General features: G+C 68.7%; 17 protein-coding genes. 3 read left to right on the plus strand and 14 right to left on the minus strand.

From position 1 onward, the window contains the following. Window positions 1-121 precede the first annotated feature (121 nt). Together ATO4_RS05525 and ATO4_RS05530 are read left to right on the plus strand one after the other, a co-directional pair. Window positions 122-679, plus strand: coding sequence for a hypothetical protein (locus tag ATO4_RS05525; protein ID WP_139802274.1), 558 nt, complete (start codon window positions 122-124; stop codon window positions 677-679). A 199-nt stretch (window positions 680-878) separates the two neighbouring features. Further along, entirely contained in the window at window positions 879-1,184 is a 306-nt protein-coding gene (locus ATO4_RS05530; protein WP_083590435.1) for a hypothetical protein, read from the plus strand. A 66-nt stretch (window positions 1,185-1,250) separates the two neighbouring features. Here ATO4_RS05530 and ATO4_RS05535 read toward each other — a convergent pair whose 3' ends face one another. From ATO4_RS05535 to lgt, 14 genes are all read right to left on the minus strand, one after another. Beyond that, the gene (locus ATO4_RS05535) at window positions 1,251-1,622 is read right to left on the minus strand and encodes a hypothetical protein (RefSeq protein ID WP_139802275.1); all 372 of its coding nucleotides are present in this window, start codon (window positions 1,620-1,622) and stop codon (window positions 1,251-1,253) included. Window positions 1,623-1,910: 288 nt separating this feature from the next. Then, entirely contained in the window at window positions 1,911-3,563 is a 1,653-nt protein-coding gene (locus ATO4_RS05540; RefSeq protein WP_083590437.1) for a peptide chain release factor 3, read from the minus strand. A 245-nt stretch (window positions 3,564-3,808) separates the two neighbouring features. Beyond that, window positions 3,809-4,468 (minus strand): class I SAM-dependent methyltransferase, encoded by a 660-nt coding sequence (locus ATO4_RS05545; protein WP_083590438.1) that lies wholly within the window; start codon window positions 4,466-4,468, stop codon window positions 3,809-3,811. Beyond that, the gene (choV, locus tag ATO4_RS05550; RefSeq protein ID WP_083590439.1) at window positions 4,468-5,520 is read right to left on the minus strand and encodes a choline ABC transporter ATP-binding protein; all 1,053 of its coding nucleotides are present in this window, start codon (window positions 5,518-5,520) and stop codon (window positions 4,468-4,470) included. The genes ATO4_RS05545 and choV overlap by 1 nt, the downstream gene beginning before the upstream one ends. Then, window positions 5,517-6,356 (minus strand): choline ABC transporter permease subunit, encoded by an 840-nt coding sequence (gene choW, locus ATO4_RS05555; protein WP_083590440.1) that lies wholly within the window; start codon window positions 6,354-6,356, stop codon window positions 5,517-5,519. Before choW ends, choV begins: the two co-directional genes overlap by 4 nt. Window positions 6,357-6,500: 144 nt before the next feature. After that, window positions 6,501-7,418, minus strand: a complete 918-nt coding sequence (locus ATO4_RS05560; protein ID WP_245308595.1) for a choline ABC transporter substrate-binding protein — start codon at window positions 7,416-7,418, stop codon at window positions 6,501-6,503. Window positions 7,419-7,605: 187 nt separating this feature from the next. Then, window positions 7,606-8,154: a hypothetical protein gene (locus ATO4_RS05565; protein ID WP_083590442.1), complete on the minus strand. Its 549-nt coding sequence runs from the start codon at window positions 8,152-8,154 to the stop codon at window positions 7,606-7,608. A 107-nt stretch (window positions 8,155-8,261) separates the two neighbouring features. Continuing rightward, entirely contained in the window at window positions 8,262-9,521 is a 1,260-nt protein-coding gene (locus ATO4_RS05570; RefSeq protein ID WP_083590443.1) for an autotransporter outer membrane beta-barrel domain-containing protein, read from the minus strand. Between the two features lie 321 nt (window positions 9,522-9,842). Then, a complete protein-coding gene (locus ATO4_RS05575) occupies window positions 9,843-10,775 on the minus strand; it encodes a ribose-phosphate pyrophosphokinase (RefSeq protein ID WP_083590444.1) in 933 nt (310 codons plus the stop codon). Between the two features lie 498 nt (window positions 10,776-11,273). Next, window positions 11,274-12,254, minus strand: a complete 981-nt coding sequence (locus ATO4_RS05580) for a hypothetical protein (protein WP_083590445.1) — start codon at window positions 12,252-12,254, stop codon at window positions 11,274-11,276. 138 nt (window positions 12,255-12,392) lie between these two features. After that, window positions 12,393-13,544, minus strand: a complete 1,152-nt coding sequence (locus ATO4_RS05585; protein WP_083590567.1) for a Xaa-Pro peptidase family protein — start codon at window positions 13,542-13,544, stop codon at window positions 12,393-12,395. 5 nt (window positions 13,545-13,549) lie between these two features. Next, window positions 13,550-14,341, minus strand: coding sequence for a peptidoglycan editing factor PgeF (pgeF, locus tag ATO4_RS05590; protein ID WP_083590446.1), 792 nt, complete (start codon window positions 14,339-14,341; stop codon window positions 13,550-13,552). 45 nt (window positions 14,342-14,386) lie between these two features. After that, window positions 14,387-15,490, minus strand: a complete 1,104-nt coding sequence (locus ATO4_RS05595) for an SAM-dependent methyltransferase (RefSeq protein ID WP_083590447.1) — start codon at window positions 15,488-15,490, stop codon at window positions 14,387-14,389. After that, window positions 15,487-16,377, minus strand: coding sequence for a prolipoprotein diacylglyceryl transferase (lgt, locus tag ATO4_RS05600; RefSeq protein ID WP_083590448.1), 891 nt, complete (start codon window positions 16,375-16,377; stop codon window positions 15,487-15,489). The genes ATO4_RS05595 and lgt overlap by 4 nt, the downstream gene beginning before the upstream one ends. A gap of 289 nt (window positions 16,378-16,666) precedes the next feature. On the opposite strand from lgt, the gene ATO4_RS05605 reads away from it, so the two are divergent. After that, on the plus strand, window positions 16,667-16,936 hold the full coding sequence (locus ATO4_RS05605; RefSeq protein ID WP_083590449.1) for an accessory factor UbiK family protein: 270 nt from the start codon (window positions 16,667-16,669) through the stop codon (window positions 16,934-16,936). The last annotated feature ends 62 nt before the right edge of the window (window positions 16,937-16,998 follow it).

The raw sequence follows: 16,998 nt of genomic DNA on the forward strand, positions 1-16,998 counted from the left end.
CCACGCACCGAGTTTCTTCGGAACGAAATCGCGCTGACGTTCTTGGGTCTACTAAGCAGTGCGCTGTCCGGCACGATCGGAGCGGCGCGCTATTCAGTGATCGATAGAAGGACGCGCCATCATGAAGCATCTTTACCTAGCCGCCTCTGCTGCCATGGTTCTCACGCTCGCAGCCTGCGGCGACAACAACGAGGCCCAGCTCACCGAGCTGCAGGGGCAGCTGGAAACCGCGCAGACGGAGAACGAGACATTGCGGGGACAGGTCACTGAACTCGAGGCCGCCCAGCAGCCGGCGTCGGGCCAGCTCGATCCCGCGACGCTGCGCGAACCGCTGACGACCGCCTTCACCGCCCTCGGCGAGACCGAGCAGCAGCTGAACCAGTTTTCCGCAGCCCTGACCGCAGAGGGCTACCAAGGCGTCTCGCTCGATCCGCTGCGCGAAAACATCCGCGAGGCAAGCCAGGCCGTCGCCGGGGCGGCACGGGATGTCGGCGTCGACGTCGACGCCGTGCTGGCCGAGGCGCAGTCGGCGATCCAGGAGGAAACCTCCGCGACGCAGCCCGCGATGTCCTCGCCGGACGGAGCCTCGGATGCGAGCGGTGCCGGCACCGGCGCGGCGAGCGGGACGGCGTCCGATGCGGACAGCGACGACACGCAGTCGACGCAGCCGGCCCAGTAACGGTCCAGCCGCGACGCGGCACGAGAGACAGCCTACACCGAGCCGGGGACGGATGACGTCTGCCGGCTCGGCGCTTATATGAAGGGGGCCCTCGAGGGCTGCCCCTCGCCGCTCGGTCCGGGAGTGGAGCGACGAGCAAGGCGGCAGGGAGCCGGGCTGCCGCAATCAGTGAAATCCCGGTCGATCCGGCGAGAGCCCCATGCACCGACCCATCGAGGATCCCGCAGCCGATGCCGCGCCGGACGAGGCAACATTCGCAGCGCAGCTCGCCGCAATGCGTCCCGGCTATCGCGAAGGGCTCTATGACGGCCGCCGCTACGGCGCGACCCTGAAGGTCTCGGCCGACGGGCGGCGCCGCTGGCTCTATGCGGAAGAGCTCGGCGGCACGGAGTTCGTCAGCGCCAACGTCTTCATGCTCGATGGCGCGCGGGTGCTGTTGAAGCCCTGCGAGATGCCGGAGGAGAAGGTCGTGGCCTTCGTGTTGGGCTTCGTTCCCGCCGACTGAGAGCGCGGCGAGAAACCCAGGAGTGCCGACCGGACGATCTGCCGCTCGGCACCCCAGAAGCTGGTCTCAGTTCACATAGACGTAGAGGTAGCTGGGATAGATCTCGACGCAGACAGAGGGGTTGCCGCGGACGATCTGCCGCAAGGTGCTCTGCTCGGTCTGGCCGTTGTCGAGAAGCGCCGGGATCCTCGCCCGTGCGCCGGACGATCCGAAGGTGCGGTCGCCCTGGTCGGCACGGTCCGCATCCTGGAACTTGTGGTAGTTGGCGCGGTCCTGGCGCAGGATGGAGGCGGCGTCGGTCAGCTCGAAGCCGTCGGACGCGACCTTGTCGTGGGCGCTGATCTGCGCGCAATATTCGTCGACGACCCCTTGCGCGGCGGCGGGAGAGGCAAGCGACAGGCCGGCCGCGAGCAACGCGGCACCCAGTATCAGTCTCATCGTCACGCTCTTTCGTTCGCACCCTGAAAAGCTCATCCTCCCCCTCCGGCCCGTCTCCGAAAGGGGCTTATCCGGGCCGGGACCGGAGGCGGAGCGACGAGCGCCGACCGACCCGGCGCACGCATCGGCGCATCCGGCCAGGGCCGGAAGCGCTGTGAAGGCGCGGATTTCGATCGATCGCGGCAGAGACTAGGGGCAGGCCGGGCGCGTCGGTATGTCTGGACGTCCAGTTCTTGCGCCCCTGTGTCCGCGATCCTGCCTGAAGGGCGGATGCGGGGACGGCGGATGCTACTTGCCGGCGGCCTGCTGGCCGACGATCTCGCGCGTCGCGTCGAAGACGATGTCCTTGTTGCGGCTCATGATGTAGCGCAGGTCCCAGTCGTCGCGGCACAGATAGACCGGCCAGCCGTCGCGGTCGCGCACGACGTTCATGGTGTTCTGGCGGATGAATTCCTTCATCGCCGGCTCGTTGTCCGAGCGGATCCAGCGGGCGACGTTGAACTGCACCGGCTCGAAGGAGACGTCGGCCTTGTATTCGCCGGAGATGCGCGAGGCGAGGACGTCGAGCTGCAGCGGGCCGACGACGCCGACGATCCAGTCCGAGCCGATGGTCGGGCGGAAGACCTGGACGAGGCCCTCCTGGGCGAGATCCTCGAGGCCCCGGCGCATCTGCTTCATCTTCATGGAGTCTTCGAGCCGCACCCGGCGCAGCACCTCCGGCGCGAAGGCCGGCAGGCCGGTGAAGCGGAAGGTCTCGCCCTCGGTCAGCGTGTCGCCGACCTGCAGCGTGCCGTGGTTCGGGATGCCGATGACGTCGCCGGCATAGGCCTCCTCGGTCAGCGCCCGCTCCTGGGCGACGAAGTAGATCGGATTGGAGACGGCGATCGGCTTGCCGGAGCGCACGTGATCGAGCTTCATGCCGCGCTTGAAATGGCCCGAGCAGAAGCGGACGAAGGCGACGCGGTCGCGGTGCTTGGGGTCCATATTGGCCTGGACCTTGAAGACGAAGCCGGAGACCTTGTCGCTGGACGGGTCGACGGGACCCTTGTCGGAGGGCTGCGGCCGCGGACCGGGCGCGTGTTCGGCGATGAAGTCCATCAGCCGGTCGACGGCGAAGTTCTGCAGCGCCGAGCCGAACACCACGGGCGTGAGGTGGCCCTGGCGGTAGGCGGCGGGGTCGAAGTCCGCATAGCCCTCGGAGGCGAGTTCGGCCGCATCGCGGAAGCCGGCATAGGCGTCGGCGCCGAGGGCCGCCTGCAGCGCCGGGTCGTCGAGGCCGCCGGCATAATGCTCGGTCTTGTCGAGGCCGGCGAAGAGGAAGTCGTTCTTGACGAGGTCGTAGCAGCCCTTGAACAGGCCGCCCTGGCCGACCGGCCAGATCATCGGCGCGACGGAGAGGGCGAGCTGCTCCTCGATCTCGTCGAGCAGCTCGAACGGATCGCGCCCCTCGCGGTCGACCTTGTTGACGAAGGTGATGATCGGGATGTCGCGCAGGCGGCAGATCTCGAACAGCTTGCGCGTCTGCGCCTCGATGCCCTTGGCGGCGTCGATGACCATGATGGCGCTGTCGACCGCGGTGAGCGTGCGATAGGTGTCCTCGGAGAAGTCGCTGTGGCCGGGCGTGTCGAGGAGGTTGAAGTTGATGCCTTCCTTCTCGAAGGTCATCACCGAGGAGGTGACCGAGATGCCGCGGTTCTTCTCGATGTCCATCCAGTCGGACTTGGCCCGGCGGCCATTGCCCTTGGAGCGCACGGCGCCGGCCATCTCGATGGCGCCGCCGGAGAGCAGCAGCTTCTCCGTCAGCGTCGTCTTGCCGGCGTCCGGGTGGGAGATGATCGCGAAGGTGCGACGCGTCTCGTAGGGGCGCTGGGCGGCCTTGGCCGCCGGCGTTGCTCCGTTGGCCTGGCTGCGCGGTGCGACTTCCTCGGCGAGACGATCCATGGGACGACTTTCTGGTGCTTTTCCCAATCGTCGCCGGTGGCGGCGAATGGCCTGCGGCGGTGGCGACGGTCGGGGCTGGTTTTGCCCGCCGTTTACAGCATCGGGCCGCAAATCGGAATCATTTTCGAGGGAGCGGCAAGGCCGGGCCCTGCTCGAAGGCGGCGACCGCCCCCGCGCATGGGGTCATCGTCCGGTGTCTGGCGCCTGTCGAAGCACGGAGCCGTGTCAGGCTGCGGCGGGCCGCATCAGGGCCAGGCGACGTAGAAGCGCCTCGCACCGTAACCGGACGAAAAGACCGGATCGATCACGATCACCTTCGCATAGCCGGCGCGTTCGAACAGCCGCAGCATCGAGGGCTCGGTGTGCCAGAACGAGGTGGCGTTGCCGATCGAGGCCATCGGATTGTCGCCTTCGGGAAAGTCCACGCCGCAGTAGCCGTCCCGCTCGACCAGCCGGTGCCAGTCCTTCGGCGCATCCGCCACCATCTCGGCGACGTGGACCTGCGTCTCGACGATCACCGGCGCGCCGTAGCAGCAGCGCTTCAGGAGGCTCTCCTGATCGGCAAGTTCCAGATGATAGAGGAGGCCGAGGATCGCCACGACGCCATGGCCGCGGGGATCGTAGTCGCGCACATCCGCCTCGACGAAGCGGATGGTCCCGAGGTCCTCCGGCAGACGCACGGTCCGGCCGTCGACGGCGGTGACGTCGAAGCCGAGCTTCGTTGCCCAGACGCTGAATTTGCAATGCCCGGCGCCGAGATCGACCAATGTCCGCGTCTGCGGGGCGGCGACATGCTTGAGGATATGCACGAAAGTCGCGATCCGGCGGACACCGATGTCGTCGCCCGGCACCGGAATCGTCAGCCGCTCGACGCAAAACGCGCCTTCGCCCAAGGCCGCTCGCATCACCCCGCGCTCTGGTGCCTCTGCAGGGCGTCGACGATCTCCTGCGGCCCGATCTGGCCGAGGATCCTGCCCTTGTGGCTGACGACGACCGCGCCCTTCGAACCGCACACCGAATCCATGATGCGCTTCAGCGGCGTCGTCGGCTCGGCCATGGCCGCGACATTGGCGGGCGTCGCGTCGTCGCGGTCGATCGGCTTCATCACGTCGCCGGCGGTCAGGACGTTGAGCGGGTTCATGTGGGCGACGAAGTCGGCGACGTAGTCGTCGGCGGGGCGCAGCACGATGTCCTGCGCGGTGCCGATCTGGACGATGCGCCCGCCTTCCATGATGGCGATGCGGTTGCCGATCTTGAAGGCCTCGTCGAGATCGTGGCTGACGAAGATGATGGTCTTCTTCAGCTTCTGCTGGAGGTCGATCAGCTCGTCCTGCAGCCGGGTGCGGATCAGCGGGTCGAGGGCGGAGAACGGCTCGTCCATCAGGAGGATCGGCGCGTCGGTGGCGAAGGCGCGGGCAAGGCCGACGCGCTGCTGCATGCCGCCGGACAGTTCCGAGACGCGCGAATGCGCCCAGTCCGACAGGCCGACGAGCTCCAGCTGCTCCAGTGCGCGCTTGCGCCGGGCGGCCTTCGATTCGCCGGCAAATTCGAGGCCGAGCGCGACGTTGTCGACCACCGAGCGCCAGGGCAAGAGCGCGAACTGCTGGAACACCATCGCCACCTCGTGGCGACGCAGCTCGCGCAGGCGGGCGGCGCCGCAGTCCTTGGGGTCGACGGGCTGGCGGCCGGTGTCGATGACGACGCGGCCTCTCGCCACCGGGGCGAGGCCGTTGACGGCGCGGATGAGGGTCGACTTGCCGGAGCCGGACAGCCCCATCAGGACGGCGATCTCGCCCTCCTTGACGTCGAGGCTGGCATTGGTGACGCCGAGGGTCGCGCCGGTTTCCTCGCGGATCTCGGCGCGGTTCCTGCCGGCGTCGGCGAGCTCCAGCGCCTTGTCCTTGCCGCGGCCGAAGATGATCGAGACGTTCTCGAACGATACGACGGTCCTGGTCATCGCCCCTTCTCCTCGACCCGGAAGAAGCGATCGAGGATGATCGCCAGAAGCACGATGGCAAGGCCGGATTCGAAGCCGTTGCCGACGTTGATGGCGTTGAGCGCCCGCAGCACCGGAACGCCGAGGCCGGGGGCGCCGACGAGGGCGGCGATGACCACCATCGAGAGCGACAGCATGATCGTCTGGGTGAGGCCGGCCATGATCTGCGGCAGGGCGTAGGGGATCTCGACCTTGAACAGCCGCTGCATCGGCGTCGCCCCGAAGGCGTCGCCGGCTTCGAGCAGCTGCGTCGGAGTCGAGGCGATGCCCAGCCTGGTCAGGCGGATCGAGGCGGGCAGCGAGAAGATCACCGTCGCGACGAGGCCGGGCACCATGCCGAGGCCGAAGAGGATCAGCGCCGGGATCAGATAGACGAAGGTCGGGATCGTCTGCATCAGGTCGAGGATCGGCCGCAGGATCATGTAGACCCAATCCCGGCGCGCCGCCGCGATGCCGAGCGGCACGCCGATGACCATGCAGGTGACCGTCGCCGCGATGACGAGGGCCAGCGTCTGGGTGGTCGCCTCCCAGAAGCCGAGATTGATGATGAGGAGGAAGCCGAGGAGCGTGAAGAGCACCGGGAAGATCGAGCGCCGGGCGAGCCAGGCGATCAGGCAGAAGGCGGCGATGACGACGAACGGGTGCGGCCAGGTGAGGACGAACAGGATGGCGTCGATCACTGCCTGGAGAAACGCGGTCAGGCCGTCGAAGACGGGGGTGAAGTTCGCCGTCAGCCAGTCGACGAAATCCTCGGCGACGTCGCCGATCGGCAAGGGGTGGGCTTCAAGCCATTCCACGGGCTTCGACTTCCTCTCGGATTTTCAGGGAGTTTGCGGCGCCGCCGCAGGTCTGCGCAGTGGCCGGGGCCGGCCCGGGGCCGGCCCCTTCGCGTTGGCCGGTCGGATGGCCCGAAGGGCCGGGCCATCCTCGGCGGAGAATCCTCAGGACGTGATGCCGAGGGATTCTTTGACCGCCGGCAGGGCGGGCTTGCCGTCCATCGTCTCGACGCCGTCGAGCCACTTGGTCAGCCGGTCCGGATTGGCCTTCAGCCACTCGGTGGCGGCCGCCTCGGGCTCGTCGCCGTCGTCGAGGATCTTGCCCATGATCTGGTTCTCGAGGTCCAGATCGAAGGTCAGGTTCTGCAGGAGCTTGCCGATGTTCGGGCAGGCCTCCGAGTAGCCCTTGCGGGTGACGGTGTAGACCGTGGCGCCGCCGTAGTTCGGGCCGAAGGTGGCGTCGCCGCCGGTCAGATACTCGATCTCGTAGTTGGTGTTCATCGGATGCGGCGCCCAGCCGAGGAAGACGATCGGCTGATTGGAGCGGGTGGCGCGGGCGACCTGGGAGAGCATGCCCTGTTCGGAGGAGGCGACGAGATCGAAGCCCTTGAGGTCGAACTCGTTCTTCTCGATCATGCCGAGGACGAGGCTGTTGCCGTCGTTGCCGGGCTCGATGCCGTAGATCTTGCTGCCCAGCCCATCGGCGAACTTGTGGATGTCGGCGAAGTCGTGCAGCCCCTCGTCATAGAGGTATTTCGGCACGGCGAGGGTGTATTTCGCGCCCTCGAGATTGGTCTGGACCCGTTCGATCGTGCCCGCGTCGATGTATTTCTTGATGGGCTCGTTCTGGGCCGGCATCCAGTTGCCGAGGAAGACGTCGAGATTGTCGTCGGCCAGCGAGGCGAAGGTGACCGGAACGGAGAGGATCTTGACGTCGGGATCGTAGCCCATGCCGTCCAGGAGCTTCGACATCACCGCCGTCGTCGAGGTGATGTCGGTCCAGCCGACGTCGGAGAGCCGAACCGTCTTGCAGCTTTCCGCGTCCGCCGCAAAAGCAGCCGTCCCGAAGGCCGGCAGCATCATGAAGGACGCTCCGACGACGAGGCCGAGAGCCTTCAGATTCCGTTTCATACGGGTCTCCTTGAGATAGATGGTCGAAAGATGGCGGGAAAAGCCGGGTCATGCCGCCAAGGTGACGGCAGCGCCGGCGCAATATCACCCCGTGCTGCGGTCGGGCGCAACAGCCCGCCACGACTTTGTCGCAAATAATTCATCCCGGTTGATCTAAGCCCCGATCCGACATCGGGGCCTGCCACCCGTGCGGCAGGTTCGGATTACGGGCGTAGCCGGGGCCGACGGTCAGCGGTTCCGGCGGCACGATACGATCGGAGATCTTCGAGGATACGGTGAAGGTCTCGCGAAACAGCACGGCGCCGTCGCCGTTCTGCACGAGGCGCACCGACACACGATAGGGCGTGTTCGCCTGGATGCCATGCAGCGGCGGCGACCGGAGGCCGTAGCGGCTCGAGCGCGGCGTCAGCCTGGCGGTGACACGGTGGGGCGGGCCGCCGGCGGGATCCTCGAAATCGGCCTCGATGCGGGAGTAGTTCCTCACCGGCTTCTGGACGAGGGCGGTGAAGCCGTAATAGGCGTCGGCGATCCGGTAATTGAAGATGAAGCCGGCGCCGGCGATCTTCAGATAGGGCTTGTCGGCGACGTCCTCGCGGGTGAGCAGCCCGACGCCGAACAGGACGAGCGCCAGCGCGACGAGACCGATGGCGACATGGCGAAAGCCGACCCGACGAAGAAGCTGCGACATGGCGGACCTCGGGCACCGAAGCTGCGCAAGGATCGCACAGGCTCAAAGCGAGTGCAATCGCGGTCGGCCGCTGCGCAAGATCCCCTCGAGGTCCGATCGACGCGGTCTCAGAAGCTCCAGCTCGAGGAGAGGCGCAGGGTCTTGGGCCGGCCGTTCTCGATCGGCCGCGTCTCCACGTCGAGATCGAGCGACAACTCGTCGAACAGGCGGACGGAAGTGCCGACGTCCAGGCTGAGGGTCCGGTTGGTGCTGAACGAGCCCGGCACGCTGCCAGCGACGGGCCCGGCGCTCTGGCCGCCCATCCGCCCCGCCGCCGCCGTGACGGCCGCCGCGGACTGGCGGTTCAGCGAATAGCCGACCTCGACGCCGGCCTTCGGCGTCACCGCGATCCAGTCCGGCAGCCGGCGCAGCGCCAGCGAGGCGTCGATGCCGATGGTGCCGGCGAGACTGGCGGAATACCGGCCGCCGGTCCGGTAGCTGGAAGAGCCGATCTCCTGGCGCGCGGCGGCGAGGCGCACCATCTGCCCGGCGGCCTTCAGATAGGGCGAGACCCGCAGGCTGCCGATCTGCTCGAGGCGGCCGACGGATACCGTCGCAAAGCCGCCGAACGCGTCGGGGTCGGCACCTGCGGACACATCGTCCGCACCGCCGTCGACGCGGTCGCTGAGGTCGAGCCGTGCGATGCCCACCGCCGCCTCGGCGAAGGAGGCCTCGCTCGGATGATAGGAGGCATAGGCGGCGAGGGAGCCGAGCGCGGCCCTGCCGCGCACCTTCCCCTGGTTCTCGATGGTATCGCCGTTGGAGACGCCAAGCGCCAGTCCGACGGCGAGATCAGCGTCCAGCCGCGCGTCGAGCCCGGCGGCGAGGCTGCTCTCGACACGCTCGAAGCCGCGGCCGGAGGCATCCGGCCCGTCGTTCGACAACGTCAGCGAGCCGCCGGTCCAGGCTCTTGCGGTATTGGCGCAGCGATCGGTGGTGGTCGCCGTCTGCAGCGTCTTCCAGCGGGACGCGTCGTCGGCGTCGGTGATCAGCCGCTCCCAGTCCTCGGTGGCGCTGGTCTGGCCGAGGGACAGGCGCACGGCGACCGGGCCGCAGGCATCCTTCCGCAGGCCCTCCAGATGGGTCTTGATGTTGTTGGTCTGGCCGCTCGTCAGCCGCAGCGCCAGCGCGTTCTGGCGGGAGATGGCGGCGACGGCGACGGACTGGCTGGCATCGTCGAGGCCATCGGCGTCGGCGGGCAGGGCGATCGGCAGGGCCATCGCCGCGGCGGCCACCCCCGAGACAATGCCGGCGGCGCGGCGGCGGCGCTTGCCATGGGGCGTCGGCGCCGGACCCGGGCGCGTCTGCATCGGTGCGTTGATCTGCATGGTTCGCTCGTCTTCGCAGTTGCGAGAAGGTCTCGCGTCGAAGGACACCCGCCACGGTTAACGAGGCGTTAAATTCGCGGCGGTTCACGCCGACGTGCGGTGGCGCCAGGGGCGATCGGCCGCGATCCGGCGTCGCCCCGACCCGTTCAAGCCGCTGCCGCGCCGGTGCTTCGGCTCCGTCATGAGGGCGTGGCGCACGCGGTCACGGCTCCGCAGCCGGCGGGGCATTGGTCGTGCTGCGGTGCATCCGTGCCACGCCCGCCGGCGCCTCGCGGAGCGCGGGGCGGACGGCATGACTTGCCCGGAATCAGTCGCCGGGAATCAGTCGAAGAGGCTGGAGACGGATTCTTCGGAGGCCGTGCGGGCGATCGCCTCGCCGAGGAGGTTGGCGGTGGTGACGACGCGGATGTTTTCGGCGCCGCGGATCGCCATGGTCGGCTGGATCGAATCGGTGATCACCAGTTCCGTCAGGCTGGAGGCGGCGATGCGGGCGACGGCGCCGCCCGACAGGACGCCGTGGGTGATATAGGCCGAGGCGCTGGTCGCGCCGGCCTTCTTCAGGGCGTCGGCGGCGTTGCACAGCGTGCCGCCGGAATCGATGATGTCGTCGATGAGGATGCAGTTGCGACCGGTGACGTCGCCGATGATGTTCATCACCTCCGACTCGCCCGGCCGGTCGCGGCGCTTGTCGACGATTGCGAGGGGAGCGTCGAGCCGCTTGGCCAGCGCCCGGGCGCGCACCACGCCGCCGACATCCGGCGAGACCACCATCAGGTTCTTCAGATCCTGATGTTCCTTGATGTCGCGGGCGAGCAGCGGCACGGCGAAGAGGTTGTCGGTGGGGATGTCGAAGAAGCCCTGGATCTGGCCGGCATGGAGATCGAGGGTCATCACCCGGTCGGCGCCGGCCTCGGTGATGAGGTTGGCGACCAGCTTGGCGGAGATCGGGGTGCGGCCGCCGGCCTTCCGGTCCTGCCGGGCGTAGCCGAAATAGGGGAGCACCGCCGTGATGCGGCGGGCCGAGGCCCGGCGCATCGCATCGATGATGATCAGGAGCTCCATCAGGTGGTCGTTGGCGGGGAACGACGTCGACTGGATGACGAAGACATCCTCGCCGCGAACATTCTCCTGGACCTCGACGAAGATTTCCTGGTCGGCGAAGCGGCGGACCATCGCCTGGCCGAGCGGCAGATCGAGATAGTTGCCGATCGATTCCGCCAGTGACCGGTTGGAATTGCCGCTGAAGAGCTTCATCGCTTTCTTTCCAGTCGATCGGGAGGCGGTGATATCTTTGTTGCGCAAGCTGCCATTCCTTCCGGGCCAGATCGCAGGCAGGCGGATCGACAACGCTGCCAACGTCGCTGCCGCCCGCGACCCTGGGCGCCGCCAAACTCGATCTCGCCCCGCATACCGAAGTTGGCGTCGGGCGCGACCGTCAGATCGTTGCGATGAGCGCGGCTCCCGCGGCCCGTCATCCTGCGATCTGCGCTGGAGGCTCTAGCAGCCTTCGCCAAAACTTCAACCCGACTCAGCTGCGCTGCGGCATCGCAGGCCGAGAAATCGGCGCGTGCTTTCCGCTTTGCTAATCCGCCGGCGGCCTGCTCGCGGCGCTGGCGAGGGCCGCGTGGCCAGGCCGCCGGGCGCGCCGAAGCGGCGCGCTGGCGCCTCCGCCTTGCGGCAGCGGGACGCGAGGCACCGCCGCCGCTGGGGGATGCCGCGGCCGTCGCCGCTCGTCGCGGCAAGTTCGAGAGGTCAGCCGACGTCGGCGCCGAGGCCGGCGGCCTGCCGCATCGTCTCCTGGGCGACCTTGCGCATCGTGTCGAGATCGATCGTCGCCCAGGGATCGGCATTGGTGCCGGCGACGCGCTCCTGCCCCTGGATGCGGCGGATGCGCTGGTCGCTCGAATCGAGCACGTCCCAGACATAGACGAGCATCGTATCGCCGCCGTCGGTGAAGGCGGAGAAATAGCCCTTCAGGCGGATCGGGGCGACCGGGCCGCCGGCGGGCCGGATCGAGACGCCGGCCTTCTGCGACTCCTCCGACAGGGCGCGGGCGAGAAGCTCGGCCTCACGCTGCGGGGCGCCGACGACGGGCAGGAACTGCACCTCGCGGGCGGCGCTCGCAGGGGCTTCGCCGCCGCGCATCGAGGCCGGCCGCAGCGGCCCGGCGTCGGCGGCGGGTGCCAGCGCTGCCTGTTCCTGCTGGGGATAATCCGGCGAGGCGGGTTCCTCCAGCGCCGGCTGGGCATAGTCGGAGTTGCCCCCCGAAGGTCCGGTGTCTGCCGCGTAGCCGGTGTCGGCCAGACGCTCGGCCTGGGGCTGGGGCTCTGGTTCGGGGAGGGCGGCCAGCTGGGTGCGGACGGGAGCGGGCGGCGCCGCCTGCGGATAGCCGGCGGGCGCCGGGCCGACCTGCCACTGCATGTTCGACGACGGCGCGCTCGCCATCCGGCTGGATGGCGGTGCGAGGGACCCCTGCTCGATGGGCGATGGCGGCAGCGGCGCCGAGCCGACGCTGCCGGACGGGCTCGCGGCGAGGGGCGACGCGGAAGCCAGGGCGGACGTCGAGGCCGAAGCCGGAGGGGCACCGTAGCTCGACACTGAGCCGATGCTCTCCGGCGGGACCGGACCGTTCGGTCCCATGGCGATCGACATGTCGGCGCCGGTGCAGCCGGACAGCACCGCGCCGACGCCGGCGACGACGAGCGGGCCGCATCTGACGATTTTCGTTGCCACGGGCGATCTCCTTCCGGCCGTCTTCGGCATCGAAGCAAGCCCGATCTTGCCGCCGCGATCGGAAGAAATCGTTAAAGTCTGCGAGAATCGTCCGCTTGCGACATGCCTCATGTCGCATTTGCGTTTTCGCTCACCCGGTCAGCGCACCACCGTCAGGTCGAGGGAGAGCCGCGACAAAGGCTCCGGCTCGGTCTCGGTTGTAAGATAGGTGCGGCCGAGGGTCATCGCGGTCCCGGTATCGGAATCCATGATGATCATATGGGCGAACAGCGTCATGTTCGGCTGGATGACGGCCTGGTTGCCGACATGGAACATCGGCATGTCCATCCAGGACGGCGCATAGCGCGCGCCGAGCGAATAGCCGCAGGCGCTGAGACGGTGGCGCACCAGTTCGTGCTCCTCCATCACCGCCGCATGGGCGTCGAAGACGTCGCCGAAGGAATGCTCCGGCCGCATCACCGCCTCGACGGCGCTGAGCGCCTCGCGGGCGGCGGCATGGAGTTCGAGATGCCGGTCGGTCGGCTCGCCGAGGATGACGGTGCGCATCAGGGCGGCGTGATACTGCGCCTTGACGCCGGCCCATTCGAGGGTGAGCTGGTCGCTGGCGTCGAGCCTGCGACGGCCCGACTTGTAGCGGCAGAGGAGCGCGTCGCGACCCGAGCCGACGATGAAGGGATTGGCCGGATAGTCGCCGCCCCGCTTCAGGACGTGGCCCTGCATCGCGGCGAGGATCTCCGCCTCGTCGGCGCCCGGCACGATCAGCGGCAGCGCCTCCTCGAAGGCCTCGTCGGCGAGCAGCGCCGCCTCGCGCACATAGGCGATCTCCGCCTCGCTCTTGACCGCCCGCAGCATCGGCACGAGGTCGGAGGCGTCCTTCAGCGCGGCGAAGGAGCCGAGCCGCTCGTTGACGCCGAGTCCGGCCTGGCCGGTCAGCCCGTGGGTCAGCCACTCGACGCCGATGCGGGCGCCGAGGAGGCCCATGTCGCCGAGGAGGTTGCGCAGCTCGATGACCGGATCGGCATTGCCGCGGTCGCGCCAGATGACGATCGCCTCGAGGATCGAGGTGTGCCGCGCCTGCCTCAGATCGGCCGAGCGAGTGAGCAGCTGCATCTCGCCGTCGGACTTCAGCACCAGGCACTGGAAGAAGCAGAAGCCGAAGGAATCGTAGCCGGTGAGCCAGTACATCGACTCCTGCGAGAACAGCAGCATGGCGTCGAGCTTGCGGTTCGCCATCTCGTCGAGGAGGCGCGCGCGGCGCTCGTCGAATTCGTCGCGTTCGAAATGAATCATCGTGATCAATCCCGCAGGGCGATCGCCGCGAGCTGCCGGCCGTAGTCGGGCTCGCCGCGATGGGTGGTGCGGCGGAAGGAGAAGAAACTGTCCGGCTCGCCATAGGTGCAGCGCCCGACGAAGCCGGCCGAGACGCCGGCCTCGGAGAGCACCGCGACGATGAAGCCGGGAAGGTCGAACTGCCGCTTGTCCGGGCCGTTTCCTGGCTTGAAGAAGCGCTCGCGCGCCGGGTCGCCGTCGAGGAAGGCGGCCATCATGTCGAGGCCGACCTCGTAGTTCGGCTGGGTGATCGTCGGGCCGAGGATCGCGGTGATCGAACGGCGGTCGGCGCCGGCCGTCTCCATCGCCGCGATGGTGGCTTCGAGGACGCCGCCGAGCGCCCCGCGCCAGCCGGCATGGGCGGCGCCGACGACGCGGTTCTTCGGGTCGCCGAACAGCACCGGGCCGCAATCGGCCGTGACGACGCCGATCGCAAGGCCGGGCGTCGCGGTGACGATGCCGTCGACCTTCGGCCGCTCGCCCGAGAACGGCGCCTCGACGACGATCGCCTCGCCCGAATGGACCTGCCAGGGGGTGGCGAGCCGGTCTGGCGAAACGCCCAGCACCGCCATCGCGAGGGCGCGGTTGCCATGGACGCTGGCCGGCTCGTCCTTCGAGCCGATGCCGGCGTTGAGGCCGTCATAGAGCCCGGTGGAGACGCCGCCACGCCGGCCGAAGAAGCCATGGGCGATGCCGTCGTGCGACAGCTCCGGCGCACGGATCACGTCCTCGTCCTTCAGCGGCTCGGCGTCGATCATGGGGTTCGCCATGGGGGCGGATGGTGGTCGAGGCGGCATGGGAAGTCAATCCGACGGGTCTGGAGCAAAGGGTGGCAGGCGAAGTGGCTGGCTGGCGACGGCGAGCACCTTGAACAGCGCCCCCATCTGGCCCGGTCCGGAGCCGGCGAGGCGGGCGACGGCAGCCTCGATCCGGCGGCGGCCGGCCGCGTCCATCGGCGCTCCGAGGACGCCGGCCCGCTCGATCAGGCCGAGGCCGAGCAGGAATTCGCCCTGGGTGGCCAACGGCGCCACAGTGAGACGGCGCGCGGCGAAGATGTGTCCGAGCCGGCCGAAGTCGACATGGCTGGTGAGATCGGCGCCGCCCGGCCGGTCGAGCGGATCGGCATAGGCATGCTCCCGGATCGCCTGCAGCGTGTCGCCGAAGGCGGTCTCGCCGTGGCCGTAGTCGATGAGGAGCGCGGCACCGCCCTCCGCGGCGAGCCGGTCGGCGAGGCGGACGGCGAGGGCGTCGCGCTCCGGCGAGGCTTCGAGGACGGCGCCGGCCGCCGGCGGATGTGGCAGCAGGGCGGCCGGCGGCTGCGGGGCGAGGGGCTCGCACAGAACGAATTCCAGCTGGCCGGCCTCGGAAAGTCCAACGCAGCGCTCGCGGAACGCCGCGCCGTCGAAGACGAACTGGCGGATGGCGAGGGCGTCGAAGAGTTCGTTGGCGACGACGAGCGCCGGGCCGCCGGGAACCTCTGCGAGGCTGCGGTGGCGCCGGATCGGCAGGTCGAGGGGCGAGAGCGTCTCGGACTGGATCGCCGCGAGCGTCTCGCTGGTCTCGACGAGGTGGATGCTGGCGGCACCGAGGCTGGGCGGCGCGGCCCGTCGCAAGGTGCGCAGCATGTCGGCCATCAGCGTGCCACGGCCGGGGCCGATCTCGACGAGGCGGAACGGCCGGGGCCGGCCGAGCCCGTCCCAGGCGGCGGCGACCCAGGCGCCGAGCAGCTCGCCGAACATCTGGCTGACCTCCGGCGCGGTGACGAAGTCGCCGGCCCGGCCGAAGGGGTTCTTCGTCGCGTAGTAGCCGGCCTTCGCGTCGAACAGCGACAGGTTCCAGAACCGGTCGAGGCCGATCGGCCCCTCCCGGCGGATGATCGCCGCGATCCGTGTGGCGAGGTCGTTCAATGGCGGGCCTGGTCCCGGTTGCTGGCGACGGCGTCGTCGGGACCGCTCGCCTCGTAGGCCACCGGCTTCGCCGTCGCGATCGCCCAGATCCCGACCAGCAGCATCGGGAGGGAGAGGATGATGCCCATGGTCAGCCAGCCGCCGTAGAGATAGCCGAGCTGCGCGTCGGGAATGCGCCAGAAGGCTTCGACGAGGATGCGGGCGACGCCGTAGAAGAAGATGAAGAGCCCGGCGGTCAGCCGCGGCCGGTGCAGCGACTGGAAGCTGTGGGTGGCGATCCTGAGGATGATCCACAACAGCACGCCTTCGAGCGCTGCCTCGTAGAGCTGGCTCGGATGGCGTGGCTCGGGGCCGCCGGTCGGAAACACCATCGCCCAGGGAACGGTCGACGGCGAGCCCCAGAGCTCGCTGTTGATGAAGTTGGCGAGGCGGCCGAAGAGCAGGCCGAAGGGCACCGAGGCGGCGACGACGTCGATCAGGCTGTAGAACGGCACTTTGTACTGCCGGCAGAACAGGACGAGCGCCAGCGTGACGCCGACGAGACCGCCATGGAACGCCATGCCGCCGTCCCAGACGGAAAAGACGGTGAGCGGATCGGCCAGATACTGCATGGGATCGTAGAAGATGACGTAGCCGAGCCGGCCGCCGAGAACGATGCCGAGGACGAGATAGAGGATCATGTCGTCGATCTGCAGCTTGGTGATCGGCGAGACGCCGTTCGGCCAGAGCTTTGCATTGCCGACGAGGTAGCGCCCGTAGAGCCAGCCGCAGAGGATGCCGGCGACATAGGCGAGGCCGTACCAGTGCAGCTTGATCGGTCCGATCTCGAGAAACACCGGGTCGATGTTGGGATAGGCCAGCACGCCGAAGGTCTGAAGGGAGAGCATGGTCGAAGCTGGCCTCGTCGTGCGTTGCGGTTCGGCGCGGCCGCCATACGAACGGCCCTGCGCGACGCTCTCATAGGCCGAAGCGGCGACGCTTTGAAGACCACAGGCCGCGCGGCGCGGCCGAATGCCGTCCAATCGGCCGTCGGACCGGGGCGCGGACCGGCGCAGACACCGGCGCAAACACCGGCGCGGGGGAGGGGCCGAGCGGGCAGATAAGGCGGCGCCACTATTGTCTAAGGGACGGCGCGCCTCTACCTGCGGTGAAACCTATAGAACCCCGGAGACGACGATGCCGAACCGAGCCCCCAACCGCCTTCTCGACGAGTTCGCCCGCGTGATGACCGACGCGGCCGGCACCGCCCAGGGCGTGCGCCGCGAGGTGGAGACGCTGTTCCGCACCCAGGGCGAGCGCCTGCTCAACCAGATGGATCTCGTCCAGCGCGAGGAATTCGAGGCGGTGCGCGAGATGGCGATGAAGGCGCGCATGGAGAACGAGGCGCTGAAGAAGCGGCTCGCCGACATCGAAGCCAAGCTCGCCGGCGGTGGCGAGGGCGTCTGATCGGCGCTGCCGGCAGACGCAGTTCTGCCGGTTCCCTCCGGGGTCGGTCAGCCTTGCGAAGC

This window comes from Aurantimonas sp. 22II-16-19i (assembly GCF_002088275.1).
GTDB lineage: Bacteria > Pseudomonadota > Alphaproteobacteria > Rhizobiales > Rhizobiaceae > Jiella.